The sequence below is a fragment of the Micromonospora yasonensis genome, assembly GCF_026013475.1.
GTDB classification, from domain to species: domain Bacteria; phylum Actinomycetota; class Actinomycetes; order Mycobacteriales; family Micromonosporaceae; genus Micromonospora; species Micromonospora yasonensis.
The window spans coordinates 1-24062 of the sequence record NZ_JAPDPH010000071.1; the positions used below are offsets into that span (position 1 = coordinate 1).

Sequence of the window (24062 nt, forward strand, 5' to 3'; positions counted from 1 at the left end):
CCCGGGCCGAACCAGTGCGGGCGGTGCGGCTGGCCGCCGAGGCGGGGAACCTGCCGCTGCTGTTCCACTGTTCGGCGGGGAAGGATCGCACCGGCTGGCTGTCGGTGGTGCTGTTGACCGCGTTGGGCGTGGACGAGGCGGCGATCCGGGCGGACTACCTGCGGCACAACGAGTTGACCGAGAGCCTGCGCGAGGTGCTGCTCGCCGCGATGACCCGGCAGCAGCCGGATCTGGACCCGGCGATCGCGCGGCCGCTGCTGGAGGTGCGGCCGGACTACCTGGACGCGGCGTACGACCAGGTGCGGCGGGTGTACGGGTCGTTCGGGGCGTACCTGCGCGACGGCCTGGGGGTGACCGACGCGACGGTGGCCGCGCTGCGGGCGAACCTGCTGGAGTGAGGCCGGCCGGGGTGGTGGTCGGGCCCGCCCCGGCCGGCGTGCGGTCAGTCGGCCAGGTCGTGCCGGGCCGCCCAGACCTGGGCGGAGATGTCGGCGATGAGGCGGCAGGCGTCGTCGGTCTCCTCGCCGCTGGGGCCGCCGTCGGCCAGGTCCGTGGTGGTGCAGACGACCACCGCGTAGGCCGGGGCGTCGGTCGGGAAGACCACTCCGGCCCCGTGCCGGATCCCGCGTACCCAGCCGTTCTTGTGGGCGATCCGGGTGCCGGCGGGCAGCCCGGCGGCGAGGTCCTCGCGGTGTTCCTGGGCGAAGAGGACGTCCAGCATGGACGCGCAGGCGGCCGGGCCGGCGAGCGGGCCGGGTCGCCGCTGCGCGCCGAGGGCCAGGGCGCCGAGCAGGGCGGCCAGGTCGGCGGCGGTGACCAGGTTGTCGATTCCGGCGTCGCGGGCGGCGAAGTCCTCGATGCCCCGGCCCGTGATGCTGTGCCGGGCCCCCGCCAGGGCCCACACCTCGGCCACCGCCGGCAGGCCGACCTGTGCGATGCAGATGTTGGTGGCGAGGTTGCTGGATCGGATGATCATCCGTTCGGCGAGCCAGCGCAGCGGCGCGGTGCCGCCGACCCGGTCCCAGACCGCGTCGTCGTTGTCGTAGTGCTGCGCGTTGGCGTACCGGGGCGCGCCGGGCAGCGCGGAGTCGAACTCGTTGCGTACCGGGATCGGTGCGTCCAGGTCGAGCCGGCCGGCTTCGGCGGCGCGGTGCAGCGCCACCAGCACGCCGACCTTCATGGTGCTCGCGGCGTAGTGGGGGGCGTCGGGCAGCCGGGTCCAGGTGGGTCCGGCGCCCGGCCGTCCCACGTACGCGGAGACGGTGCCGGGCACCTTGTCGAGGTGCGCGTCGAGATCCTCCCAGGTCATGCCGGTGACCGTAGCGGATCGTCGGCGGGGCTGCGGGGCGGCGGGTGGCCGGTCTAGCGTGCGGGGATGACGACCGCCGCGTACGACGCCATCGCCGACTGGTACGAGGACTACGTCACCACCACCGCCGGCGCCTACAGCGACCGGGTGCGGGCCCTGCTGGCGGCGCTGCTGGGCACCGGTCCGGGCCGTTGCCTCGACCTGTGCTGCGGCACCGGGGCGCACGTCGCCGAGTTGCGCCGGCTCGGCTGGGCCCCGGTCGGGGCGGACCTCTCCGCCGGCCAGTTGCGGCACGCGCGGGGCCGGCTCCCGGTGGTCCGGGCCGACGCCACCGCGCTGCCCCTGCCGGACGGCGTCCTGCCGGCGGTGGTCTGCGTGCTCGCCCACACCGACATGCCGGACTATCCGGCGGCGGTCGCCGAGGCGGCCCGGGTGCTCGCGCCGGGGGGCCGGCTGGTCCACATCGGTGTGCACCCGTGCTACGTCGGCGCGTTCGCCGACCGTTCCGACCCGGGCCGGATCGTGGTCGACGGCGGCTACGCCGAGCGGGACCGCAGCTTCCGGTCCTGGAACTCCACCGGGGTGCGCGCCCGGGTGGGCGCCTGGCATCTGCCCCTGGCCGGTCTGCTGAACGCGGTCACCGCAGCCGGTCTCACGCTGAGCCGGGTCGAGGAGTCCGGCCCCGGGCCCCTGCCCGACGTCCTCGCCCTCCAGGCCATCAAGGCCCGGTAGCTTCGGCCCAGTTGACGAAAGCCCGGCCCGCCGGGAGGGCGGGCCGGGCTGCGGGTGCGGGTGCGGGGTCAGCCGGCGTGCTTGCGGCGGGCGGCGGTACGGGCCCGCTGGGTCTGGTCCAGCACGACCTTGCGGATGCGGACCGCGGCCGGGGTCACCTCGACGCACTCGTCCTCGCGGCAGAACTCGAGGGCCTGCTCCAGCGACAGCTTGCGCGGCGGGATCAGCTTCTCGGTCTCGTCCGCGGTCGACGACCGCATGTTGGTGAGCTTCTTCTCCTTGGTGATGTTGACGTCCATGTCGTCGGAGCGGGAGTTCTCGCCGACGATCATGCCCTCGTACACCTCGGTGCCCGGCTCGACGAACAGCTGGCCGCGCTCCTGGAGGTTGGTCATCGCGAACGCGGTGACGCTGCCGGCCCGGTCGGCGACCAGCGAGCCGTTGTTGCGGGTGCGCAGCTCGCCGAACCACGGCTCGTACGACTCGAAGACGTGGTGCAGGATGCCGGTGCCCCGGGTCTCGGTGAGGAACTCGGTGCGGAAGCCGATCAGGCCGCGTGCCGGAACCAGCCACTCCATCCGGATCCAGCCGGTGCCGTGGTTGACCAGCTGCTCCATCCGGCCCTTGCGGGTGGCCAGGAGCTGGGTGATCGCGCCCAGGTACTCCTCCGGGGCGTCGATGGTCAGCCGCTCGACCGGCTCGCAGGTGCGGCCGTCGATCTCCTTGGTGACCACCTGCGGCTTGCCGACGGTCAGCTCGTACTGCTCGCGGCGCATCTGCTCGACCAGGATGGCCAGCGCCAGCTCGCCGCGGCCCTGCACCTCCCAGGCGTCCGGGCGCTCGGTGGGCAGCACCCGCAGCGACACGTTGCCGACCAGCTCCTTGTCGAGCCGGTCCTTGACCATCCGGGCGGTGACCTTGGCGCCCTTGACCCGGCCGACCAGCGGCGAGGTGTTGGTGCCGATGGTCATCGAGATGGCCGGCTCGTCGACGGTGATCAGCGGCAGCGGAGTCGGGTTCTCCGCGTCGGCGAGGGTCTCCCCGATCATGATCTCCGGGATGCCCGCGACCGCGATGATGTCGCCGGGGCCGGCGGAATCGGCCGGCTTGCGCTCCAGGCCCTCGGTCATCAGCAGTTCGGAGATGCGCACCCGCTGGTTGCTGCCGTCGGTGCGGCACCAGGCCACCGTCTGGCCCTTGCTGATGGTGCCCTGCCGGACCCGGCACAGCGCCAGCCGGCCGAGGAACGGCGAGGCGTCCAGGTTGGTGACGTGCGCCTGCAGCGGCGCGTCCTCCTCGTAGGCCGGCGGCGGGATGGTGTCCAGCAGGGTGCGGAACAGCGGTTCCAGGTTGTGGCTGTCGTCGGGCACCGCGCCGTCGGCCGGCTGGGTCAGCGAGGCGATGCCGTCGCGGGCGCAGGCGTAGACGATCGGGAAGTCGATCTGCTCCTCGTCGGCGTCCAGGTCGAGGAAGAGCTCGTAGGTGTCGTCCACGACCTCCTTGATCCGGGCGTCCGGGCGGTCGACCTTGTTGATCACCAGGATGATCGGCAGCCGGGCGCGCAGCGCCTTGCGGAGCACGAACCGGGTCTGCGGCAGCGGGCCCTCGCTCGCGTCGACCAGCAGCACCACGCCGTCGACCATGGTCAGGCCGCGCTCGACCTCGCCGCCGAAGTCGGCGTGGCCGGGGGTGTCGATGATGTTGATGGTGACCGACTCGGACCCGTCGGCCGGCAGGTACCGGACGCCGGTGTTCTTGGCCAGGATGGTGATGCCCTTTTCCCGCTCGAGGTCCATCGAGTCCATGACCCGTTCGGTGACCTCACCGCGGGCGCCGTAGGCGCCGGCCTGCCGCAACATGGCGTCGACCAGGGTCGTCTTGCCGTGGTCGACGTGGGCGATGATGGCGACGTTGCGGAGGTCGGTGCGTAGCTGCATACCCTCCATACTCCTGTCTGCGGTTGCCGGGACACGGGCCGGGGTCACCCCCGGGCGTACCCGGATCTGTGCCGTACCTGCTCTGCCGACCGGTCCGGCGGCTGGCACGCCGGCCCCCGGCGGGCGGGGGAGCGGATGCCGACCTGCCGGGGCGCTGCGGGGCCTGCCGTACCACCTGGTCGTCGGCCGGTCGGTGCCGGGAGAGGCGACCCCCGCTGCTGGTCGGCTTCCTAGCGTACGCGGCAGTGCCCCGGGCGCTCGGACCCTGGCGGCGAACTCGGGCTGGCGCGTGACAGGGGACACACCCGGCGGCGCTGGCGAGTAACACCGGGGCGGCCAAAAACGCTACCTACGTGATCGATCAACTTCCATTGCTTGCCCCGGGCAACGGGCATACGCTCCGCGCAGGTCAGCTCTTCCTTCCTCCCTTCTTGGAGAGCCACATGCGCGTCACCCGTCGCATGGCCGGCCTCGCCGTCGCGGCCACCGCCGCCACGTCCTGGCTGACCGTCGCCAATCCCGCCCAGGCCCAGTCCCCGACCGGCGTCACCCACGCCACCCTCCACTCGTGCCCCGCGCCGGTGGCCGGCAGCGCCTCCTGCCACGCCGTCGTACGCACCGACACCACTCCGCTCAGGGGCGGCGTGACCCCCCACGCCACCCCGTCCGGCTACGGCCCGGCCGACCTCCAGTCGGCGTACCAGCTCCCGTCCGCCACCGCAGGGGCCGGTCAGACGATCGCGATCGTCGACGCGTTCGACGACCCGACCGCCGAGTCGGACCTCGCCGTCTACCGCAGCCAGTACGGCCTGTCGCCGTGCACCACCGCCAACGGCTGCTTCCGCAAGGTCGACCAGAACGGCGGGACCACCTACCCGCGCAAGGACGGCGGCTGGGCGCAGGAGATCTCGCTGGACCTCGACATGGCCTCCGCGATCTGCCCCAACTGCAAGATCCTGCTGGTCGAGGCGAAGACCAACTCCTTCGCCAACCTGGGCGCCGCGGAGAACACCGCCGCTCGGCTCGGCGCCAACGTGATCAGCAACAGCTACGGCGGCTCGGACGCCTCCGACGCCACCTACGGGTCGTACTTCAATCACCCTGGCGTCGCGATCACGGTCAGCTCCGGTGACGCCGGCTACGGGGTCGAGTACCCGGCCTCCTCGCACTACGTCACCGCGGTCGGCGGCACCTCGCTGACCCGCTCCACCAGCACCCGGGGCTGGACCGAGAAGGTGTGGAACGGCGCGGGCAGCGGCTGCTCGGCGTACAACACGGCGCTCACCGGGCAGGCCACGGTGGGCACCGGCTGCGCGAAGCGGGCGGTGGCCGACGTGTCCGCGGTCGCCGACCCGAACACCGGCGTCGCGGTCTACGACAGCACCGCCTACCAGGGGCTGTCCGGCTGGCTGGTGTTCGGCGGGACCAGCGTCGCCGCCCCCGTGATCGCCGGGGTGTACGGGCTGGCCGGCAACGCCGCCTCGATCGACAACAACTACCCGTACAGCCACGCCGGCTCGCTGTTCGACGTCACCGCCGGCAGCAACGGCACCTGCCCCACCAGCCAGTGGTGCACCGCCCGTACCGGCTGGGACGGGCCGAGCGGCCTCGGCACCCCCAACGGCGTGGGCGCCTTCTGAGCCGCCGACGCGACAGGGCCCCGGCGGGCGAGACCGCCGGGGCCCGGTTGTCCCGGGTGCGCGTCAGTCCCGGGCGCCGACCCGCTCGGCCGGCGCCGCGTCCCCGGCGGCCGGGGCGTGCGGCCCGCGCCGGATCCGGCCCGGCCACCAGAACCGGTCCCCGAGCAGGAAGGCCAGCGCGGGCACCAGCACGGTGCGGACCAGCAGGGTGTCCAGCAGCACGCCGACGCAGACGATGATCCCGATCTGGGTGAGGGTGATCAGCGGGAGGACGCCGAGCACCGCGAAGACGGCCGCGAGCAGCACCCCGGCGCTGGTGATGACCCCGCCGGTGACGCGCAGCGCGGATCCCATGCCGTCCCGGGTGCCGGTGCCACCGACCACCGCACCCGGCGGGGCGTCGGCGCCGGCGACCGCGGGCGGCGCGGAGCCCGGCACCGCGGCGACGGCGTCGCGCAGGGCCGTGACGGCCCGGTCGGCGGCGGCGCTGCCTGGCTCGACCTCGAGCACCACGTCGACCTGGGCGACCCGCTCGCCGGCCGGGCCGGGCCGCGCGGCGGCGAGCCCGTCGACCGTGCCGGCGGCGGCGAGCACGGCCTGCGCTGCGGCCGGGTTGGTGAGCACGGCCATCGGCTGGGTGGCGCCGGCCGGGAAGGCCCGGGCCAGGGTCTGCGCGCCGGCCACCGCCTCCGGCTTGTCCCGGAACTGCTCGGTCTCCGACAGCCCGGTGCGGATGCCGAGGCCACCCAGGGCCAGGCCGGCGAGGAGCAGGGTGGCCAGCGCCGCGACCGGCGCCGGCCGGCGGGCCACCGCGGCGGCCAGCCGGCCCCAGAGCCGGCCCTCCCGGGCCGGGCCGTCGAGTCATTCTCGCTTACCAAGTATCTTGACGGGCGAGATTATCGGTGAAGGCTCTATGCTGCAACCGGACAGCTCGGACAGGGGGCATCGACGAGACGTGGCAGCGCACGGCATGTACCGGCGGCGGGACGACCGGCGCGGACAGATGATCGGGGACATCACCAACGACCTGCGGCGCTACTCCGTGGACGCGCAGCACATCGGGCACGCGTTCGCCGGCCTGCACGGTCTCAACGCCACCGACCTGCAGGCGCTGATCGCCGTGATGGACGCCGAGCTGGTCGGTGACCCGATCACCCCGGGCCGGCTGGGGGAACGGCTCAACCTCTCCTCCGGCTCGGTGACCGCGCTGATCGACCGGCTGGAACGGGCCGGCCACATCCGCCGCGACCGGGACACCGCCGACCGGCGCAAGGTCTTCCTGCACTACGCCGACCGGGGCGCCGAGCTGGCCCGCAGCTTCTTCGCCCCGCTCGGCCGGCGTACCGACGACGTGATGGCCCGGTACACCGACGAGGAACTCGAGGTGGTGCACCGGTTCATGGCCGACATGGTGGTCTCGATGCGGGAGCACCGGGACGCCGTCCGCGCGGCCCGCGGCGGGCCCGCCAAGCGGGCGACGGACTGAATCGTCCTACTTGGACGCGGTGGTCACTGTGCGTGCCGATGGGGCGAGATGCCCTGCGATTCCGCGCGCCCTCCGGCCCTTGTGGTGCCGGTGGCCGCGCCGCCGTCCACAGCCAACCCATAGTTCCAGATAGTGCCTCTGAACTGGGCAAACCTTCGACGTCGTGGATAGTCTCGGGGCAGGGCCCGGCGCTGTGCATCATCTCGACCGGACGCGTCCCCGCAGCACGTCCCCTCACGTGCGGTGATGGCCATGCCCGGCCGCTAACCATCGAAGGGGGAACGCATGACGACCGCCCCGCCGAACCTGTTGGCCGTCCGGAACCTGTTGCTCACCTACCTCAACGTCGACAAGAACGCCGTCAAGCCCTCGGACCTGGAGCCCGGGGAGGTCGGGATCGTCGGCGACGCCAACCACCGCGGTGGCTACCACTGCGGCTCCGACCGGGTGGTGCCGAACGACTATTCCGTCGTGGAGTCCACCCGGGACTCCTCCGGGCTGACGCTCAACGCGTCCGCGCTGGACGTCGGCATGTTCACGGTCGTCGTCGGCGGCCGGACCCATGACCTCCGTACCTTCTCGACCTGGTTCGTCGCGCAGTGCGTCGCGGGCGCCGCCGACACCCGGGACATCCGGGAGATCATCTACTCCCCGGACGGGCTCACCGTGAAGCGGTGGGACCGGCTGAAGAAGCGCACCACCGGTGACTCCAGCCACCTGACCCACACCCACTTCAGCTTCTTCCGCGACTCGACCAAGGCGGGCCGGGACCAGACCCCGCTGTTCCGCCGCTACCTGACCACCATCGGCATGATCCAAGGAGACGACATGAGCGCCCAGGCAGAGAGCGAGATCCACCAGGTCTACGCCGGCATGTTCTACGGCGGATCGAGCATGGGCCGCAGCGTCGACCCGGACGGCAGCGGCCCGCAGCCCACCGCGAACAGCCTCGTCGCCAAGCTCGACTACCTGATGCTGCGGTTGGACCAGCTCGCCGCGCAGGTGACCACGCTGTCCGGCAAGGACTTCACCGACGAGCAGGCGATCGTCACCGGCGTGCTCGCCGGGCTGCCGCCGGAGAAGATCGCCCAGGCGATCCCCCCGCAGATGGCCAAGGACGTCGCCGACGAACTCGCCCGGCGGATGGCCGCCTGACCGGGGCCGGCCGGGCGGCGAGTGCCGCGCCGACCGGCGCGGGAAGTTCCGCAACAACTATTGCGCAATACCTCTTGCGAATGTCAGGCTGTCGGCATGACCGGCCCCGACATCCGGCACGTCACCGACTCCCGCGTCCTCGCGGCCCTCGCCCACCCGCTGCGCCGCCGGCTGATGGACGTGCTCAAGGTGTATGGCCCGACCACCGTCGGCCTGCTCGCCGAACGGACCGGCCAGGCCCCGGCCAACGTCAGCCACCACCTCAAGATGCTGGCCGCCGCCGACCTGGTGGCCGAGGCGCCCGAGCTGGCCCGGGACCGCCGGGAGCGGTGGTGGCGGCTGCGCGACCGGGGGGTGCGCTGGTCCAACACGGATTTCGAGGCCGATCCGGCGGTCCGCGCGGTGGCCGACGCCGCCAGCTCGCTCAACCTGGACCGGCACACGGCACTGGTCCGGGCCTGGCACGCCGCGCCCGACGAGGAGCACACCGCCTGGGGCGAGGGGCCGTTCAGCACCGACAAGTGGCTGCACCTCACCCCCGAGGAGTTGGCGCAGCTCGGACGTGAGGTCATCGAGCTGTTCGACCGTTGGGCCGACCGCCCCGCCCCGGACGATGGGCAGCGGCGCGAACCGGTGTTCCTGTTCGCCCACGGCATCCCGGCCCGGCCGTGACCACGCTCGCCGGTACGCCCGCGCCGGTCCGGCCGCGCGGCGGCCTGCTCCGGCACCGCGACTTCCGGCTGCTCTGGGCCGGGCAGACGGTCAGCGCGGTCGGCAGCAACGTCACGGCCGTGGCGCTGCCCCTGGTCGCGGTGGCCGTGCTCGACGCGAGCACCTTCCAGGTCGCGGTGCTTACCGCCGCCGCCTGGCTGCCCTGGCTGCTGGTCGGCCTGCCTGCCGGAGCCTGGGTCGACCGGGTCCGACGCCGACCCGTGATGATCACCTGCGACCTGCTCTCGGCGGCCCTGTTCCTGAGCGTCCCGGCCGCCGCCCTGCTCGACCTGCTCACCGTCGGCCAGCTCCTGGTCGTGGCGCTCGGCGCCGGCCTGTCCCGGGTCTTCTTCGAAACCGCGGACCAGGTGTACCTGCCGGTCCTGCTGCGGCCCGACGAGGTGCCCGAGGGGAACGCGAAGCTGCACGTCACACAGACCGCCAGCTACCTGGTCGGCCCCGGGCTGGCCGGCCTGATCGCCCAGCTCGCCGGCGCGGTGACCGCGGTGCTGCTGGACGCCCTGAGCTTCCTGGTGTCCGCGCTGTGCCTCGGGCGCATCCGGGCGGTCGAGGCCCGGCCCGGCCGGCCCGACGGCGCCACCTCGCTGCGCCGCGAGGTCCTCGACGGGCTGCGGTTCGTGGTGCGCGACCCGTACCTGCGGGTGCTGACCGTGTTCGGCGCGGCCAGCAACATCGGACTCACCGGCTACCAGGCCGTCCTGGTGGTCTTCCTGGTCCGCTCGGCGCAGCTGCCGGCCGGCCTGGTCGGCCTGCTGATCGGCCTGGCCAGCGTGGGCGGACTGGCCGGCGCGGCCCTGGCCACCGTCACGGCCCGTCGCCTCGGCTCCGCCCGCGCACTGCTGCTCGCCGCCCTGCTCACCGGGCCACCCGCCCTGCTCATCCCGCTCGCCGGCCCGGGTCCGCGGGTGGCCTGGCTGGTGCTCGGCGGGGCCCTGGTCAGCCTCGGAGTCGCGGTGGGGAACGTGGTCAAGGGCAGCTTCCGGCAGACGTACACCCCGCACCGGCTGCTCGGGCGGGTGACGGTGAGCATGCAGCTGCTGAACTACGGCACCATCCCGCTCGCCGCCGTGCTGGCCGGGGCGCTGGGTGCCGCCTGGGGGCCGGCCGGGGCGATCCGGCTGATGACCGCGTGGTTGGCGCTGACCCCGCTGATCCTGCTGGTCGGGCCGCTGCGGCGGCGGCGCGACCTGCCGGCGACGCCGGCCTGACGATGCGCTGCGGCGGCGGCCGGGAGCCCGACCGCCGCCACCGGCACGAAGCTACATCGGACGGACGTTGTCCGCCTGCGGGCCCTTCTGCCCCTGGGTCACCTCGAACTCGACCTTCTGGCCCTCGTTCAGCTCGCGGTAGCCGCTGGACTGGATCGCCGAGTAGTGGACGAACACGTCCGGACCCCCGCCGTCCTGCTCGATGAAGCCGAAGCCCTTTTCCGAGTTGAACCACTTGACCGTGCCGGTTGCCATGCGTCTCTCCCTGTTCAAAGCGGGTGAGCACCGGCCGCGGCCGGTGATCGCCCTGTACTTTCCCGACAGTAACCGGCCGAGCCCGGATCTGCTGGCGGAAGTGCTGGTGCGCCGCGCGAATAACCGCCGAGTGGGAAAAACCCCCCGGGCCGGGCCGGGCCGGGGCATGCTTGCGCCGGTGAGGGGACACACGGCGCTGGCCGACCTGGAACAGGAGATCGCCGCGCCCGGCGGCGGGCCCGACCGGCTCCGGCTGGTCGCCACGCCGTTCGTGCCGGAGGTACGGCTGCACCTCGCCGAGGACGCGATCCTCTGGTGGGCCCGGATGGAGGCGGCGGCCGGCGGCTCCCTGCCGCCGCCGTACTGGGCCTCGGTCTGGGCCGGCGGGCAGGCGCTCGCCCGGCACCTGCTGGACCACCCCGAACTGGCCGCCGGCCGGCGGGTGCTCGACCTGGCCAGCGGATCCGGACTGGTGGCCATCGCCGCCGCGCTGGCCGGCGCCGACCGGGTGGCCGCCAACGACGTCGACCCGTACGCGGTCGCCGCCGTCACGGTCAACGCGCGGGCCAACGGGGTGGCCGTGACCGCCACCGGCGGCGACCTGCTGGACGGCACGGTCAGCGCCGACCTGCTGCTGGCCGGGGACGTGCTCTACGACGGCGCGCTGGCCGGGCGGGTGCTGCCGTTCCTGCAACGGGCCGCCGAGCGGGGCGTCGAGGTGCTGGTCGGCGACCCGGACCGGGGGCACCTGCCACCGGACCGGCTGGAGGTGGTGGCCAGCTACCCGGTGCCCACCACCGAGCCGTCCGTCGACTCCCCGGTACGCCGGGTCCACGTGCTCCGGCCCCGCTGAGCGGGTTGCCGCCCGGGGTTACCCCTAGACGCCTCAGGGTCGGATAGGGGATCGAGCCCGATGCGTCCGGTGGGGCGGCGGCCGTAGCGTACGCATCATGACGGATCTGCTGGCCCGGGTCGGCGAGCTGCCCACCGCCTGCCTCATGGCCGCGCTCGGCATCGTCATGCTCGCCGACGCCGTACCCCTGCTCGGGGTGCTGGTGCCCGGCGACGCCGCGGTCCTCGCGGCGGTCGGGGCCGGCCGGCCGGCGAGCTGGCTCGCCACCGTGGCGGCGGTGGTGGCCGGCTGCCTCGCCGGTTGGTCGCTGAGTTTCCTGGCCGGACGGCGCTGGGGTGCGTCGCTGCGGGGCAGCCGGTTGGGCGGCTGGATCGGCGAATCGCGGTGGGCCGCGGCGGAGGCCGTGCTGCGTCGCGGCGGCGGCCGGATGGTGCTGGTCGCGCCCTTCCTGCCGGTGCTCAACGCGCTGCTGCCGCTGGCCGCGGGCGGGCTGCGGATGTCGTACCGCAGGTTCCTCGCCGCGGCGGCCGTCGGGGCGACCCTCTGGGCCGGCCTCTACGTGGTCCTCGGCACCACGGCCCGGGCGGTGACCGCCCTGCTGCCCGGCGCGCCCAGCCCGGCGCTGGTCACCATGGCGGTCGGGCTGCTGCTGGCCGGGCCCGTGCTGTTCGCCACCCGGCGCCGGCTGCGGACGCTGGCGGCGTCGGAGCCCACGCCCTGAGCTCCCGCTCGCCGGGCGCGGACCCGCGCCCGGCGAGCCGGGACGTCACCAGCCGCGGGCCCGCCACTGGGGCAGCGCGGGACGCTCGGCGCCGAGGGTGCTGTCCTTGCCGTGGCCCGGGTAGAACCACGTCTCGTCGGGCAGCCGGTCGAAGAGCTTCCGCTCGACGCCGTCGATGAGCTGCGCGAACCGCTCCGGGTCCTGCTGGGTGTTGCCGACCCCGCCGGGGAAGAGCGAGTCGCCGGTGAACAGGTGCGGGACGCCGGCCGGGTCGCGGTAGAGCAGCGCGACCGAGCCCGGGGTGTGTCCCCTGAGGTGGATCACCTCCAGCGCGCAGTCCCCGACCCCGACGGTGTCGCCGTCGTGCAGCGGCTCGGCCCCGATCGGCAGCCCCTCGGCGTCGTCGGCGTGCACCAGCGGGCGGGCGCCGGTCTTGGCGACCACCTCCTCCAGCGCCACCCAGTGGTCCATGTGCTGGTGGGTGGTGACCACCGCGGCCAGCCCACCCTCGCCGATCAGGTCGAGCAGCCGGGGTGCCTCGTTCGCGGCGTCGATCAGCACCTGCTCACCGGTTTCCCGGCAGCGCAGCAGATAGGCGTTGTTGTCCATCGGACCCACCGACACCTTGGTGATGGTGAGCCGGTCGAGGTCGCGGACGTCCGGCGCACCGCCGGGCGTGACGTCTCCGGTGTAGGTCATGACGACTGCTATATCCATTCCGGTGGGGTCGGCAGGGGACCGTCGGGGGTGACCGTGAGCACCTCGCCCGCGCTGCGGCCGATCAGCCAGGCGGCGAGTTCCGGCGCGGAGCCGCTGATCGTGGGCGCCCCGGTCACGTCGCCGATGCCCAGCTCGTGGCGGCCGCTGCCGGCGAAACGCAGCATCATCGCGGGGGCCGGGGAGCGGTCGGACAGGTCGGCCGCGACCTCGTGCAGCAGCCGGTGGCTGAACGCCTCCGGCCAGTCCGCCGGCTGGTAGCCGGCGGCCAGGTCGACGTGGTGCACCTCGACCTCGCGCAGCCGGCCCCAGACCAGCAGGGCGGCCAACCGGGGACCGCGTGGCGTGGCCACGGTCGCGGTCCACGCCTCGGTCGGCATGGCGGCGACCGCCGCGGTGAACCGGTCCGCGGACCGCAGCAGGTCGTCGAAGAGGTCGGCCGGGGAACGGGCCGCGCCGGCCTCGATGTCGGCGGCCCGGGCCTGCGGGCCGGCGTACATCGGGATCGGCTCGCCGGTGCGGGCGGCGGTGAGCAGGTTGACGAAGCCGTCGGCGTTGCGGGCCAGGTGGGTCAGCACGTGCCCGCGGCTCCAGCGCGGCAGCCGGGACGGGGCGGCCACGTCCGCGGCGCCGAAGGCGGCCACGGTACGCAGGAGTCGGGCGGTGGCGTCCTCGACCTCGCCGGTCAGCAGCAGCGGATCGGTGGTCACCCACCGAACACTAGCGGTACGGCGTCGCCGCGTCGCCGGGGAAATCGCTTTCGGCGCGTCGGCGATCCCCCTACCGTCGGTCCAACGGCTTCAGGTCGCAGCGCGACGCCAGACGCGCCGAGCTGAAGTCGTCGTAGAACGCGGCACCGGGATTCGGAGTGGAGGTGGTGAGCATGCCGGTCGTAGCACGCGTGTTCCGCCATGAACCCCCCTCGACACCGATGAGGACACCATGACCATCGATCTGACCGCCCTCGGCTGGGACGCCGAACGGGCGGCACACGTACCACGCCGGACCGACCGCCGAGCGGGCCGGGTGGCCCGCGTCGACCGTGGGATCTGCACCGTCCTCTGTCCGGACGGGCCGGTCCGGGCCAGCCTCGGCGGCGCGGTGCTGGCCGCCGCCGCCCGCGACCTGGCCGCGCTGCCCTGCGCCGGCGACTGGGTGCTGCTGGCCACCTGGCCGGACGGGCCGGTGACCGTCGAGGCGGTGCTGCCCCGGCGTACCGCGCTGGTCCGCCGTACCGCCGGCAAGGACGCCAGCGGCCAGGTGCTCGCCGCCAACCTGAACACCGCCGCGGTGGTGGAGCCGGTCCACCCCGAGCCGGACGCGGCCCGGATCGAGCGGCTGCTGTCGCTGGCCCACGAGTCCGGCGCCGAACCGCTGATCGTGCTCACCAAGGCGGACCTGGCCGCCGATCCGGCCGCGGTCGCGCGGCAGCTCGCCGACCTCGCCCCCGGGGTGCCGGTGCTGCCGGTCAGCGCCGAGCAGGGCACCGGGCTGGACCCGCTGCGCCGCCACGTCGCGCCCGGGCGCACCCTCGGGCTGCTCGGGCCCTCCGGTGCCGGCAAGTCGAGCCTGGTCAACGCGCTCGCCGGGGCGGAGGTGATGCGGACCCAGGCGATCCGGCGGGTGGACGGCAAGGGCCGGCACACCACCACCTGGCGGGCGCTGGTGCCGATCCCGGGCGGCGGCGCGGTGCTGGACACCCCGGGCGTACGGGCGGTCGGCCTGCTGGACGGCTCGACCGGCCTGGACCGGGCCTTCGCCGACATCGCCGAGCTCGCCACCGGCTGCCGGTACGCCGACTGCGCGCACGACGCCGAGCCGGCCTGCGCGGTGCGCGCGGCACTGGAGAGCGGTGAACTGCCGGTGCGGCGCTGGGAGAGCTGGCGCCGGCTCCAGCGGGAGGTGGCGTACGAGAGCCGCCGGCGGGAGAGCCGGCTGGCCGCCCAGCGGCGGGGCAGCTGGCGGGGGGAGCGGCGGCGGACCGCGCGTCCGACCCCGCCGCCCGGGCCCGGGGGATACTGACCGACAACGGTGTCAGCAACGGTCGGGCGGGGGTGAATCGCGCCTCGCCCGACCGTGCTGAGCTGGGGGAATGGGCGCACGACGGAGTTTGTCGTACCTCAGGGCTAGAGTTGCCCAGGCGTCTTTCTGCGCCTCGACAACCCTCGAAAACCGCTCAGACCACGCTCGGAGCGGACATCCTTCTTCCGGGAGCACAGGCACCGTGGCCGACCGACTGATCATCCGTGGCGCGCGCGAGCACAACCTGCGTGACGTCAGTCTCGACCTGCCCCGGGACGCCCTGATCGTCTTCACCGGACTCTCCGGTTCGGGCAAGTCGAGCCTGGCGTTCGACACCATCTTCGCCGAGGGCCAGCGGCGCTACGTCGAGTCGCTGTCCTCGTACGCCCGGCAGTTCCTCGGCCAGATGGACAAGCCGGACGTCGACTTCATCGAGGGCCTCAGCCCGGCGGTCTCCATCGACCAGAAGTCCACCTCGCGCAACCCGCGCTCCACGGTCGGCACCATCACCGAGGTCTACGACTACCTCCGGCTGCTCTTCGCCCGGATCGGCGAGCCGCACTGCCCGATCTGCGGCGAGCGGATCTCCAAGCAGAGCCCGCAGCAGATCGTCGACCGGGTCCTCGCCATGGCCGAGGGCACCCGCTTCATGGTGCTCGCCCCGGTGGTGCGCGGCCGCAAGGGCGAGTACGTCGACCTTTTCGCCGAACTCCAGGCCAAGGGGTACGCCCGGGCCCGGGTCGACGGCGTGGTGCACCCGCTCACCGAGCCGCCGAAGCTCAAGAAGCAGGAGAAGCACACCATCGAGGTGGTGATCGACCGGCTCAGCGTCAAGCCCAGCGCCAAGCAGCGGCTGACCGACTCGGTCGAGGCCGCGCTCGGCCTCTCCGGCGGCATCGTCCTGCTCGACTTCGTCGACCTGGCCGAGGACGACCCGGGCCGGGAGCGTCGCTACTCGGAGCACCTGGCCTGCCCCAACGACCACCCGCTCGCCATCGAGGACCTGGAGCCCCGGGTCTTCTCCTTCAACGCCCCGTACGGCGCCTGCCCGGAGTGCACCGGCCTGGGCACCAAGAAGGAGGTCGACCCGGAGCTGGTCATCCCGGACCCGGAGCGCACCCTGCGCGAGGGCGCCATCCAGCCGTGGGCGACCGGGCACAACCTGGACTACTTCCTGCGCCTGCTGGAGGCGCTGGGCGAGGCCGAGCACTTCGACGTCGACACCCCGTGGCGCAAGCTGCCGTCCCGGGCACAGAAGACGATCCTGCACGGGTCCGACGACCAGGTGCACGTCCGCTACCGCAACAAGTACGGCCGCGAGCGCTCCTACTACACCGGCTTCGAGGGCGTGGTGCAGTGGATCGAGCGACGGCACACCGACACCGAGTCGGAGTGGTCGCGGGACAAGTACGAGGGCTACATGCGGGACGTGCCCTGCGCGGCCTGCGGCGGCGCCCGGCTCAAGCCCGAGGTGCTCGCGGTCACCCTGGCCGGCAAGAGCATCGCCGAGGTCTGCAACCTCTCCGTCGGCGAGGCCGCCGACCTGCTCGCCGGCATCGAGCTGACCGACCGGCAGAAGATGATCGCCGAGCGGGTGCTCAAGGAGATCAACGCCCGGCTGAAGTTCCTGCTCGACGTCGGCCTGGACTACCTCTCCCTGGACCGTCCGGCGGGCACGCTCTCCGGCGGCGAGGCGCAGCGCATCCGGCTCGCCACCCAGATCGGCTCCGGCCTCGTCGGCGTGCTGTACGTGCTCGACGAGCCGTCCATCGGCCTGCACCAGCGGGACAACCACCGGCTGATCGAGACCCTGCTGCGGCTGCGCGGGCTGGGCAACACGCTGATCGTCGTCGAGCACGACGAGGACACCATCCGGGTCGCCGACTGGATCGTCGACATCGGCCCGGGCGCCGGCGAGCACGGCGGCCGGATCGTGCACAGCGGCTCGGTGCCGGCCCTGCTGGAGAACGAGGAGTCGGTGACCGGGGCGTACCTGTCGGGCCGCAAGGTCATCCCGACGCCGCACCTGCGCCGGCCGCAGACGCCCGGGCGCGAGCTGGTGGTGCACGGGGCGCGCGAGCACAACCTGCGCAACCTCACCGTGAGCTTCCCGCTCGGCCAGCTCATCGCGGTCACCGGGGTCAGCGGCTCCGGCAAGTCGACCCTGGTCAACGACATCCTCTACACGGTGCTGGCCAACCAGATCAACGGCGCCCGGCTGGTTCCCGGCCGGCACACCCGGATCGGCGGGCTGGAGCACGTCGACAAGGTCGTCGGTGTCGACCAGTCGCCGATCGGGCGTACCCCGCGGTCGAACCCGGCCACCTACACCGGCGTCTGGGACCACATCCGCAAGCTCTTCGCCGAGACCACCGAGGCCAAGGTCCGGGGGTACGGCCCGGGCCGGTTCTCGTTCAACGTCAAGGGCGGGCGCTGCGAGGCGTGCTCCGGCGACGGCACCATCAAGATCGAGATGAACTTCCTCCCGGACGTCTACGTCCCCTGCGAGGTGTGCAAGGGCGCCCGGTACAACCGGGAGACCCTCGAGGTGCACTACAAGGGCAAGACGGTCGCCGAGGTGCTGGACATGCCGATCGAGGAGGCGGCCGAGTTCTTCTCCGCCATCCCGGCCATCCACCGCCACCTCAAGACCCTGGTCGACGTCGGTCTCGGGTACGTGCGGCTGGGCCAGCCCGCCCCGACCCTCTCCGGCGGCGAGGCGCAGCGCGTCAAGCTCGCCTCCGAGTTGCAGAAGCGGTCCACCGGGCGGACGGTCTACGTGCTCGACGAGCCGACCACCGGCCTGCACTTCGAGGACATCCGCAAGCTGCTGATGGTGCTGGAGGGCCTGGTCGACAAGGGCAACACGGTGATCACCATCGAGCACAACCTCGACGTGATCAAGACGGCCGACTGGATCATCGACATGGGTCCGGAGGGCGGCCACCGGGGCGGCACCGTCCTGGCGACCGGCACCCCGGAGGAGGTCGCCGAGGTGCCGGAGAGCCACACCGGCCAGTTCCTGCGCCCGATGCTCAAGCTCGACGGCGAGGCGAAGGGCGCCGCGGCGGCCACCTCCCGGGCCGCCAAGGCCAACGGGATCACCCGCTCGCGGAGCAGCCGCAAGGTTCCCGCCGGGGCGCGCTGACCCAGGCGTACGACGGGCGGGCCGGGACGCCGGTCCGCCCGTTTTCGGTGCCCATTTCGTGACGCGTCAGTATGAACCGTGCGCGACCGTGTTGCGTGTCACCCAGTGTGACCGCAGATCATGACAGTCGGCAGCCGAGAGAGAGGCCGGACATGAGTGACGATCAGGAGCTGACCGGACCGGGTACGCAGACGCGCCGAGCCCTGCTCGCGGGCGCCGGCGCGGTCGGCGCGGCGGTGGTGCTGGCCGCCTGCGGCAGCGACGACCAGGGCCCGGGCAACTCCGCGCCGACCAGCGGCGGCCCCGGCGCGACCGGCGCGGGCGACGCCGGGGGCGGCAACCGGGACAGCATCGGTCCGCTGACCCGGACCACGGACATCCCGGTCGGCGGCGGGGCGGTGTTCGCCAGCAAGGGCGTGGTGATCACCCAGCCGACAGCGGGCCAGTTCAAGGGCTTCGACCCGATCTGCACCCACCAGGGCTGCCCGGTGTCGAATGTCGACGGCGGCACCATCAACTGCACCTGCCACGGCAGCCGGTTCTCGATCAGCGACGGCTCGGTCAAGCAGGGCCCCGCCACCCGGCCGCTGGCGCCGAAGAACATCAAGGTCACCGGCGAGCAGATCACCCTGGCCTGACGCGGCAGCGCCGCGCGTCCCCCGTTCCCGACCGCTCCAGCTCGGCGCATCTGGGGCCGCGCCGCGACCTGGAGCGGTCGCCCGGCGGCGGGTGGGGGACGCGCGCGGCGGCGGTGGGCTGTCGGGGGTGCGGACTAGGCTTGCGGACGTGGCTGACCCCTCGACCTACCGTCCCGCACCCGGCACCATCCCGGAGTCGCCAGGGGTCTACCGCTTCCGCGACGGCACCGGCCGGGTGATCTACGTCGGCAAGGCGCGGAACCTGCGTAGCCGGCTCAACTCCTACTTCGCCGACCCGGTCAACCTGCACCAGCGCACCCGGCAGATGGTCTTCACCGCCGAGTCGGTGGACTGGATCACCGTCGCCACCGAGGTCGAGGCGCTCCAGCAGGAATACACCTGGATCAAGCAGTACGACCCGAAGTTCAACGTCCGCTACCGGGACGACAAGTCGTACCCGTACCTGGCGGTCACCCTCGACGAGGAATACCCGCGGCTCCAGGTGATGCGGGGCGCCAAGCGCAAGGGGGTGCGCTACTTCGGGCCGTACTCCCATGCCTGGGCCATCCGCGAGACGCTGGACCTGCTGCTCCGGGTCTTCCCGGCGCGGACCTGCTCCTCCGGGGTGTTCAAGCGGGCCGGCCAGGTGGGCCGGCCGTGCCTGCTGGGCTACATCGGCAAGTGCTCCGCGCCCTGCGTCGGCAGCGTCACCGCCGACCGGCACCGGGAGATCGTCAACGGCTTCTGCGACTTCATGGGTGGCCGCACCGACACCATGGTCCGCAAGCTCGAACGGGAGATGCTGGAGGCCAGCGAAGGGCTCGAGTTCGAACGGGCGGCCCGGCTGCGTGACGACATCGCGGCCCTGCGGCGGGCGATGGAGAAGCAGACCGTGGTGCTCGGCGACGGCACGGACGCCGACGTGGTCGCCTTCGCCGACGACCCGCTGGAAGCCGCCGTCCAGGTCTTCCACGTCCGCGACGGGCGGGTTCGCGGCCAGCGCGGCTGGGTGGTGGAGAAGACCGAGGAGGTGACCACCGGCGACCTGGTGCACCACTTCTGCACGCAGGTCTACGGCGGGGAGCAGGGCGAGGCCGACGTCCCCCGGGAGCTGCTGGTCCCCGAGTTGCCGAGCGACGTGGACGCGCTTGCCGAGTGGCTCTCCGCCCGCCGGGGCAGCCGGGTCTCCCTGCGGGTGCCGCAGCGCGGCGACAAGCGGTCGCTGCTGGAGACCGTCGAGCGCAACGCCAAGGACGCGCTCGCCCGGCACAAACTCAAGCGTGCCGGTGACCTGACCACCCGCAGCAAGGCCCTCGACGAGATCGCCGACGCGCTCGGCATGCGCACCTCGCCGCTGCGGATCGAGTGCTTCGACGTGTCCCAGATCCAGGGCACCGACGTGGTCGCCAGCATGGTCGTCTTCGAGGACGGGCTGCCCCGCAAGAGCGAGTACCGGCGGTTCATCGTCCGGGGTGCCACCGACGACCTCTCCGCCATGTCGGAGGTGCTGCGCCGGCGTTTCGCCCGCTACCTCGACGCCCGCGCCGAGACCGGGGAGATCGGCGAGGAGACCGCCGGCGACCCGGACCGGCCCGGCATCGATCCCACCACCGGCCGGCCGCGCAAGTTCGCATACCCGCCGCAGTTGGTCGTCGTCGACGGTGGCGCCCCGCAGGTGGCGGCGGCCGCCCAGGCTCTCGCCGAACTGGGCATCGACGACGTCGCCCTCTGCGGCCTGGCCAAGCGGCTGGAGGAGGTCTGGCTGCCCGACGACGAGTTCCCGGTCATCCTGCCGCGCACCTCGGAAGCGCTCTACCTGCTGCAACGGGTACGCGACGAGGCGCACCGGTTCGCCATCACCTTCCACCGCCAGCGCCGCTCCAAGCGGATGACCGAATCGGCGCTCGACAACGTCCCCGGCCTCGGTGAGGTACGCCGCAAGGCGCTGCTACGGCACTTCGGCTCGCTCAAGCGGCTCTCCGCTGCCACCGTCGAGGAGATCACCGAGGTGCCCGGCGTGGGCCGGCGTACCGCCGAGGCGATCCTGGCCGCCCTCGACGGGGACGCCAAACCCACCCCCACCCCCTGACGTCCGTCCGCAGCGCGCCACCGTGGTGACCCGAGCCGCTCCCGTACGCACAACTTCGGGGAGAGTGCTGCCTCGCCGCCCCGAGAGGCCGCACTTTCCGGGAAAATGGGCGGATCTTGAGCCCCGTCGCCCGGGGTGGGTGCCTTCCCGTTCACGTCTGCCTGGCGGGTTCTGGGTGGATGTCCGGTTTGCCGGGCGGTCGGGATGGTGGGCCCGCCATGATCCACTCCAGCTTCCACAGGTCGGGGTGTCCGGCCTCGTGGAGGCCGCGACTTGCCGCAGCCCGAGTCGATCATGGCCGACCGTCAGGCGATCTGCGGCGAATGCCCGGATTGTGCGCCGACCGGAGCCGGCCGGGGAACCGCATGGGTCGAGGCGTCGCCACGGGTGGGTGGTTTGTGGTGGGCTGTCCCGTGGTCGGGGCCACCCGTGGGCCGGAATCATGCCGGGGCCGGGGTCGTTGAACATGGCAGACCGCGCGGCACAGGCCGGCGTCCCCCGGCGGGTCGAGCCCCGGCCGGAATGACCGGCCACCCCAGGTCGTTACATCCCCGGGGCCGCGCCAGTCCCGTGAGGGCCGTGGGAATGACTCCCCGCCGCCGGTCGTTACATCCCCGGGCCGCCCGAGCAGGTCACCCCCCGATCGCCGGGCCTGCCCCTTCGCAGACTTCCCCCTTTTCGCGGCACGCACCGCACCCCCGCGCGTGTGCCGCACACCCCCGAACAGGAAGGCGTGACTCATCATGCGTACCAACACCATGCTGCGTAAGACCGTCCTGACCGCTGCCGGTGTCGTCGCGACCGCCGGTGGGATCGCCGGCCCGGCGATCGCCGCCCACGCCGCCGACAACAAGCCCGCCGCGCAGGTCCAGACCGACCGCAAGGGCGGGGAGCGCGAGCTCAACGTGCGCTACGAGGCCCAGCCGAACTTCTACTACTGCGGCCCCGCCGCGGCCCGCAACGCCCTCTCCGTCCAGGGCAAGGACATCAACGTCGACGCCATGGCCAAGGAGATGGGCACCACCGAGGCAGGCACCAACAGCGTCAACGACATCACCCCGGTGCTGAACAAGGAGACCGGCCGCGACGCGTACCACAGCACGGAGATGCCGGTCGACAAGGTCGACGCCCAGCACGTCGAGCAGCTGCGCGCCGACATCGTCAAGGCCGTGGACGACGGCCGCGCCGTGGTCGCCAACATCGCCGGCACCGCGACCGACACCGACGGCAACACCCACTCCTTCGAGGGTGGCCACTACATCAGCGTGGTGGGCTACCGCGACGGTGGGAAGGTCGTGACGATCGCCGACTCGGCCGACCCGAGCATGGCCTCCTACCGGATCGACGTGGACGCCCTGGCGCACTGGATCGCCAGCCGCGGCTACAGCTCCTGACCTGGGGCAATGACGAAGGGCCCGACCCCGAACGGGGGTCGGGCCCTTCGGCGTCCCGAGGCGCGCTCACTCCTCGGCGAGTACGGCCAGGATCGCGGCGCCGTACTTGGCGAGCTTGTTCTCGCCGACGCCGTTGATCCGGGACAGCTCGGCCAGCGAGGCCGGCGCCTCGGTGGCGAGCTGCCGCAGGGTGGCGTCATGGAAGATCACGTACGCCGGGACGCCCTGCTCCTTCGCGGTGGCCGCCCGCCAGGCCCGCAGCCGCTCGAAGACCGGCACCGCGGCCGGGGCCAGGTCGGCGACGACGGTCGCCGCGCCGCGCGGCTTGGCGGACCGGCCGCTCGCCGGCCGCTCCGGCTCGCGCCGCATGGTGACCGTGCGCCGCCGCCCCAGCACCTCGGCGCTCGCCTCGGTCAGCGCGAGGGTGCCGTAGTCGCCCTCGACGGCGAGCACGCCCTCGGCGAGCAGCTGCCGGACCACGCCCCGCCATTCCGCCTCGCGCAGCTCGGTGCCGATGCCGAAAGTGCTCAGCGAGTCGTGCCCGTACTGGTCGATCTTGTCGGTGCGCTTGCCGAGCAGGATGTCGATGCTGTGCCCGGCGCCGAACCGCTGGTTGCGCTCGCGGTCGAGCCGGTAGACGGTGGAGAGCAGCTTCTGCGCGGCGACCGTGCCGTCCCAGGACTCCGGCGGCTCCAGGCAGGTGTCGCAGTTGCCGCAGCCACCAGTGGCGGTCTCGCCGAAGTACTCCAGCAACTGGGCGCGGCGGCAGCGGACCGTCTCGCACAGCGCCAGCATCGCGTCGAGGTGGGTGGCGAGGTTGCGCCGGTGCGCCAGGTCGCCCTCGGACGTCTCGATCATCTTGCGCTGCTGCACCACGTCCTGCAGCCCGTACGCCAGCCAGGCGGTGGACGGCAGCCCGTCCCGCCCGGCGCGGCCGGTCTCCTGGTAGTAGCCCTCCACCGACTTGGGCAGGTCGAGGTGGGCGACGAAGCGCACGTCCGGCTTGTCGATGCCCATGCCGAAGGCGATGGTGGCGACCATGACCAGCCCGTCCTCGCGGAGGAAGCGCTGCTGGTTGGCCGCCCGGGTCGCCGCGTCCAGCCCGGCGTGGTACGGCAGCGCCGGGATGCCGTTCTGCACCAGGAACTCGGCGGTCTTCTCCACCGAGGCGCGGGAGAGGCAGTAGACGATGCCGGCGTCGCCCGGGTGCTCGTCACGCAGCAGGCCGAGCAGTTGCCTGCGCGGCTCCCGCTTGGGCACGATCCGGTACTGGATGTTGGGTCGGTCGAAGCTGGCCACGAAGTGCCGGGCGTCGGTGAGCTTGAGCCGGGTGGCGATCTCGGTGCGGGTGGATCCGGTGGCGGTGGCGGTCAGCGCGATCCGCGGCACCCCCGGCCACCGCTCGTGCAGCATCGACAGGTTGAGGTAGTCCGGGCGGAAGTCGTGCCCCCACTGCGACACGCAGTGCGCCTCGTCGATCGCGAACAGCGCGATCCGACCCCGCTCCAGCAGGGCGACGGTGGACCGGACCGCGAGCGCCTCCGGGGCGAGGTAGAGCAGGTCGAGCTCGCCGGCGAGGAAGGCGCCCTCCACCCGGCGCCGCTCGGTGAGGTCCTGGGTCGAGTTGAGGAAGCCGGCCCGGACGCCGACCGTGGTGAGCGCGTCGACCTGGTCCTGCATCAGGGCGATCAGCGGCGAGACGACCACCGCGACGCCGTCCCGGACCAGCGCCGGGATCTGGTAGCAGAGCGACTTGCCGCCACCGGTGGGCATCAACACCAGCGCGTCGCCACCGGCCACCACGTGCTCGACGACCTGCTGCTGGAAGCCGCGGAAGGCGTCGTACCCGAACACCCGGTTGAGCACCCGCAGCGCGTCCTCGGTCCGCTGATCGGTGGGGGAGACCATCCGCGCAGTCTACGGGCGTCGCCCGACACCACCCGACCCCGACGAGCGCGCCGCGGCCGGATCGGCAGAAGCGTCGGAAGTACGACCGGGGCAGCCGCCGACCCCGGCAAAACGGACA

At 73.0% G+C, this 24062-nt stretch carries 20 protein-coding genes and 1 pseudogene; 14 read left to right on the forward strand and 7 right to left on the reverse strand.

The window, feature by feature from the left end:
• Positions 1-398 (forward strand): tyrosine-protein phosphatase (locus tag ONA70_RS16635; RefSeq protein ID WP_265007350.1); only part of this gene is annotated, 398 nt, incomplete at its 5' end.
• Between the two features lie 44 nt (positions 399-442).
• Here the strand turns inward: ONA70_RS16635 and ONA70_RS16640 are convergent.
• Positions 443-1309 (reverse strand): serine hydrolase, encoded by an 867-nt coding sequence (locus ONA70_RS16640; protein ID WP_265007351.1) that lies wholly within the window; start codon positions 1307-1309, stop codon positions 443-445.
• 66 nt (positions 1310-1375) lie between these two features.
• On the opposite strand from ONA70_RS16640, the gene ONA70_RS16645 reads away from it, so the two are divergent.
• Complete coding sequence (locus tag ONA70_RS16645; protein WP_265007352.1) at positions 1376-2041, forward strand: class I SAM-dependent methyltransferase; 666 nt, start codon at positions 1376-1378, stop codon at positions 2039-2041.
• Positions 2042-2109: 68 nt separating this feature from the next.
• On the opposite strand, the gene typA is transcribed toward ONA70_RS16645, so the two are convergent.
• Positions 2110-3978 carry a translational GTPase TypA gene (gene typA, locus ONA70_RS16650; protein WP_265007353.1) on the reverse strand — a complete coding sequence of 623 codons (1869 nt, stop codon included), beginning with the start codon at positions 3976-3978 and terminating at the stop codon, positions 2110-2112.
• A gap of 443 nt (positions 3979-4421) precedes the next feature.
• Here typA and ONA70_RS16655 point away from each other — a divergent pair, with 443 nt between their 5' ends.
• Positions 4422-5618: a S53 family peptidase gene (locus tag ONA70_RS16655; protein ID WP_265007354.1), complete on the forward strand. Its 1197-nt coding sequence runs from the start codon at positions 4422-4424 to the stop codon at positions 5616-5618.
• A gap of 63 nt (positions 5619-5681) precedes the next feature.
• On the opposite strand, the pseudogene ONA70_RS16660 reads toward ONA70_RS16655, so the two are convergent.
• Positions 5682-6479, reverse strand: a pseudogene (locus tag ONA70_RS16660) (MMPL family transporter); the annotation flags it as partial.
• A gap of 109 nt (positions 6480-6588) precedes the next feature.
• On the opposite strand from ONA70_RS16660, the gene ONA70_RS16665 reads away from it, so the two are divergent.
• The 4 genes from ONA70_RS16665 to ONA70_RS16680 all read left to right on the forward strand — a co-directional run bounded on the left by ONA70_RS16665 (position 6589) and on the right by ONA70_RS16680 (position 10199).
• Positions 6589-7104, forward strand: coding sequence for a MarR family transcriptional regulator (locus ONA70_RS16665; RefSeq protein ID WP_265007373.1), 516 nt, complete (start codon positions 6589-6591; stop codon positions 7102-7104).
• A gap of 285 nt (positions 7105-7389) precedes the next feature.
• A complete protein-coding gene (locus ONA70_RS16670; protein ID WP_265007355.1) occupies positions 7390-8259 on the forward strand; it encodes a hypothetical protein in 870 nt (289 codons plus the stop codon).
• Positions 8260-8355: 96 nt separating this feature from the next.
• Positions 8356-8931, forward strand: a complete 576-nt coding sequence (locus ONA70_RS16675; protein ID WP_265007356.1) for an ArsR/SmtB family transcription factor — start codon at positions 8356-8358, stop codon at positions 8929-8931.
• Positions 8928-10199: an MFS transporter gene (locus ONA70_RS16680; protein ID WP_265007357.1), complete on the forward strand. Its 1272-nt coding sequence runs from the start codon at positions 8928-8930 to the stop codon at positions 10197-10199. Before ONA70_RS16675 ends, ONA70_RS16680 begins: the two co-directional genes overlap by 4 nt.
• A 51-nt stretch (positions 10200-10250) precedes the next feature.
• Here the strand turns inward: ONA70_RS16680 and ONA70_RS16685 are convergent, their stop codons facing one another.
• Positions 10251-10454: a cold-shock protein gene (locus ONA70_RS16685; protein WP_013287480.1), complete on the reverse strand. Its 204-nt coding sequence runs from the start codon at positions 10452-10454 to the stop codon at positions 10251-10253.
• A 166-nt stretch (positions 10455-10620) separates the two neighbouring features.
• Between ONA70_RS16685 and ONA70_RS16690 the strand changes: the two genes are divergently transcribed.
• Both ONA70_RS16690 and ONA70_RS16695 read left to right on the forward strand, forming a co-directional pair.
• Positions 10621-11307, forward strand: a complete 687-nt coding sequence (locus ONA70_RS16690) for a class I SAM-dependent methyltransferase (RefSeq protein ID WP_265007374.1) — start codon at positions 10621-10623, stop codon at positions 11305-11307.
• Between the two features lie 97 nt (positions 11308-11404).
• On the forward strand, positions 11405-12028 hold the full coding sequence (locus ONA70_RS16695) for a DedA family protein (RefSeq protein WP_265007358.1): 624 nt from the start codon (positions 11405-11407) through the stop codon (positions 12026-12028).
• 45 nt (positions 12029-12073) lie between these two features.
• Here the strand turns inward: ONA70_RS16695 and ONA70_RS16700 are convergent, their stop codons facing one another.
• Complete coding sequence (locus ONA70_RS16700) at positions 12074-12727, reverse strand: MBL fold metallo-hydrolase (protein ID WP_265007359.1); 654 nt, start codon at positions 12725-12727, stop codon at positions 12074-12076.
• A gap of 8 nt (positions 12728-12735) precedes the next feature.
• Positions 12736-13455, reverse strand: coding sequence for a maleylpyruvate isomerase family mycothiol-dependent enzyme (locus ONA70_RS16705; protein ID WP_265007360.1), 720 nt, complete (start codon positions 13453-13455; stop codon positions 12736-12738).
• A 232-nt stretch (positions 13456-13687) separates the two neighbouring features.
• On the opposite strand from ONA70_RS16705, the gene rsgA reads away from it, so the two are divergent.
• From rsgA to ONA70_RS16730, 5 genes are all read left to right on the forward strand, one after another.
• The gene (rsgA, locus tag ONA70_RS16710; protein WP_265007361.1) at positions 13688-14767 is read left to right on the forward strand and encodes a ribosome small subunit-dependent GTPase A; all 1080 of its coding nucleotides are present in this window, start codon (positions 13688-13690) and stop codon (positions 14765-14767) included.
• A gap of 202 nt (positions 14768-14969) precedes the next feature.
• Complete coding sequence (uvrA, locus tag ONA70_RS16715; RefSeq protein ID WP_265007362.1) at positions 14970-17915, forward strand: excinuclease ABC subunit UvrA; 2946 nt, start codon at positions 14970-14972, stop codon at positions 17913-17915.
• A gap of 152 nt (positions 17916-18067) precedes the next feature.
• Complete coding sequence (locus tag ONA70_RS16720) at positions 18068-18553, forward strand: Rieske (2Fe-2S) protein (RefSeq protein WP_265007363.1); 486 nt, start codon at positions 18068-18070, stop codon at positions 18551-18553.
• A gap of 148 nt (positions 18554-18701) precedes the next feature.
• Complete coding sequence (gene uvrC / locus ONA70_RS16725) at positions 18702-20642, forward strand: excinuclease ABC subunit UvrC (RefSeq protein WP_265007364.1); 1941 nt, start codon at positions 18702-18704, stop codon at positions 20640-20642.
• Between the two features lie 743 nt (positions 20643-21385).
• A complete protein-coding gene (locus ONA70_RS16730; protein WP_265007365.1) occupies positions 21386-22036 on the forward strand; it encodes a C39 family peptidase in 651 nt (216 codons plus the stop codon).
• A 66-nt stretch (positions 22037-22102) separates the two neighbouring features.
• Here ONA70_RS16730 and recQ read toward each other — a convergent pair whose 3' ends face one another.
• Positions 22103-23944, reverse strand: a complete 1842-nt coding sequence (gene recQ, locus ONA70_RS16735; protein ID WP_265007366.1) for a DNA helicase RecQ — start codon at positions 23942-23944, stop codon at positions 22103-22105.
• Between the last annotated feature and the right edge of the window lie 118 nt (positions 23945-24062).

Excerpts from the sequence above, each read along its gene's own strand:
- ONA70_RS16695 (WP_265007358.1), top strand. The coding sequence starts at position 11,405 with ATGACGGATCTGCTGGCCCGGGTCGGCGAGCTGCCCACCGCCTGCCTC.
- ONA70_RS16670 (WP_265007355.1), top strand. The coding sequence starts at position 7,390 with ATGACGACCGCCCCGCCGAACCTGTTGGCCGTCCGGAACCTGTTGCTC.
- ONA70_RS16685 (WP_013287480.1), bottom strand. The coding sequence starts at position 10,454 with ATGGCAACCGGCACGGTCAAGTGGTTCAACTCGGAAAAGGGCTTCGGC.
- ONA70_RS16690 (WP_265007374.1), top strand. The coding sequence starts at position 10,621 with ATGCTTGCGCCGGTGAGGGGACACACGGCGCTGGCCGACCTGGAACAG.
- ONA70_RS16675 (WP_265007356.1), top strand. The coding sequence starts at position 8,356 with ATGACCGGCCCCGACATCCGGCACGTCACCGACTCCCGCGTCCTCGCG.
- rsgA (WP_265007361.1), top strand. The coding sequence starts at position 13,688 with ATGACCATCGATCTGACCGCCCTCGGCTGGGACGCCGAACGGGCGGCA.
- ONA70_RS16720 (WP_265007363.1), top strand. The coding sequence starts at position 18,068 with ATGAGTGACGATCAGGAGCTGACCGGACCGGGTACGCAGACGCGCCGA.
- typA (WP_265007353.1), bottom strand. The coding sequence starts at position 3,978 with ATGCAGCTACGCACCGACCTCCGCAACGTCGCCATCATCGCCCACGTC.
- ONA70_RS16655 (WP_265007354.1), top strand. The coding sequence starts at position 4,422 with ATGCGCGTCACCCGTCGCATGGCCGGCCTCGCCGTCGCGGCCACCGCC.
- ONA70_RS16730 (WP_265007365.1), top strand. The coding sequence starts at position 21,386 with ATGCGTACCAACACCATGCTGCGTAAGACCGTCCTGACCGCTGCCGGT.
- recQ (WP_265007366.1), bottom strand. The coding sequence starts at position 23,944 with ATGGTCTCCCCCACCGATCAGCGGACCGAGGACGCGCTGCGGGTGCTC.
- ONA70_RS16640 (WP_265007351.1), bottom strand. The coding sequence starts at position 1,309 with ATGACCTGGGAGGATCTCGACGCGCACCTCGACAAGGTGCCCGGCACC.
- ONA70_RS16645 (WP_265007352.1), top strand. The coding sequence starts at position 1,376 with ATGACGACCGCCGCGTACGACGCCATCGCCGACTGGTACGAGGACTAC.
- ONA70_RS16700 (WP_265007359.1), bottom strand. The coding sequence starts at position 12,727 with ATGACCTACACCGGAGACGTCACGCCCGGCGGTGCGCCGGACGTCCGC.
- ONA70_RS16665 (WP_265007373.1), top strand. The coding sequence starts at position 6,589 with ATGTACCGGCGGCGGGACGACCGGCGCGGACAGATGATCGGGGACATC.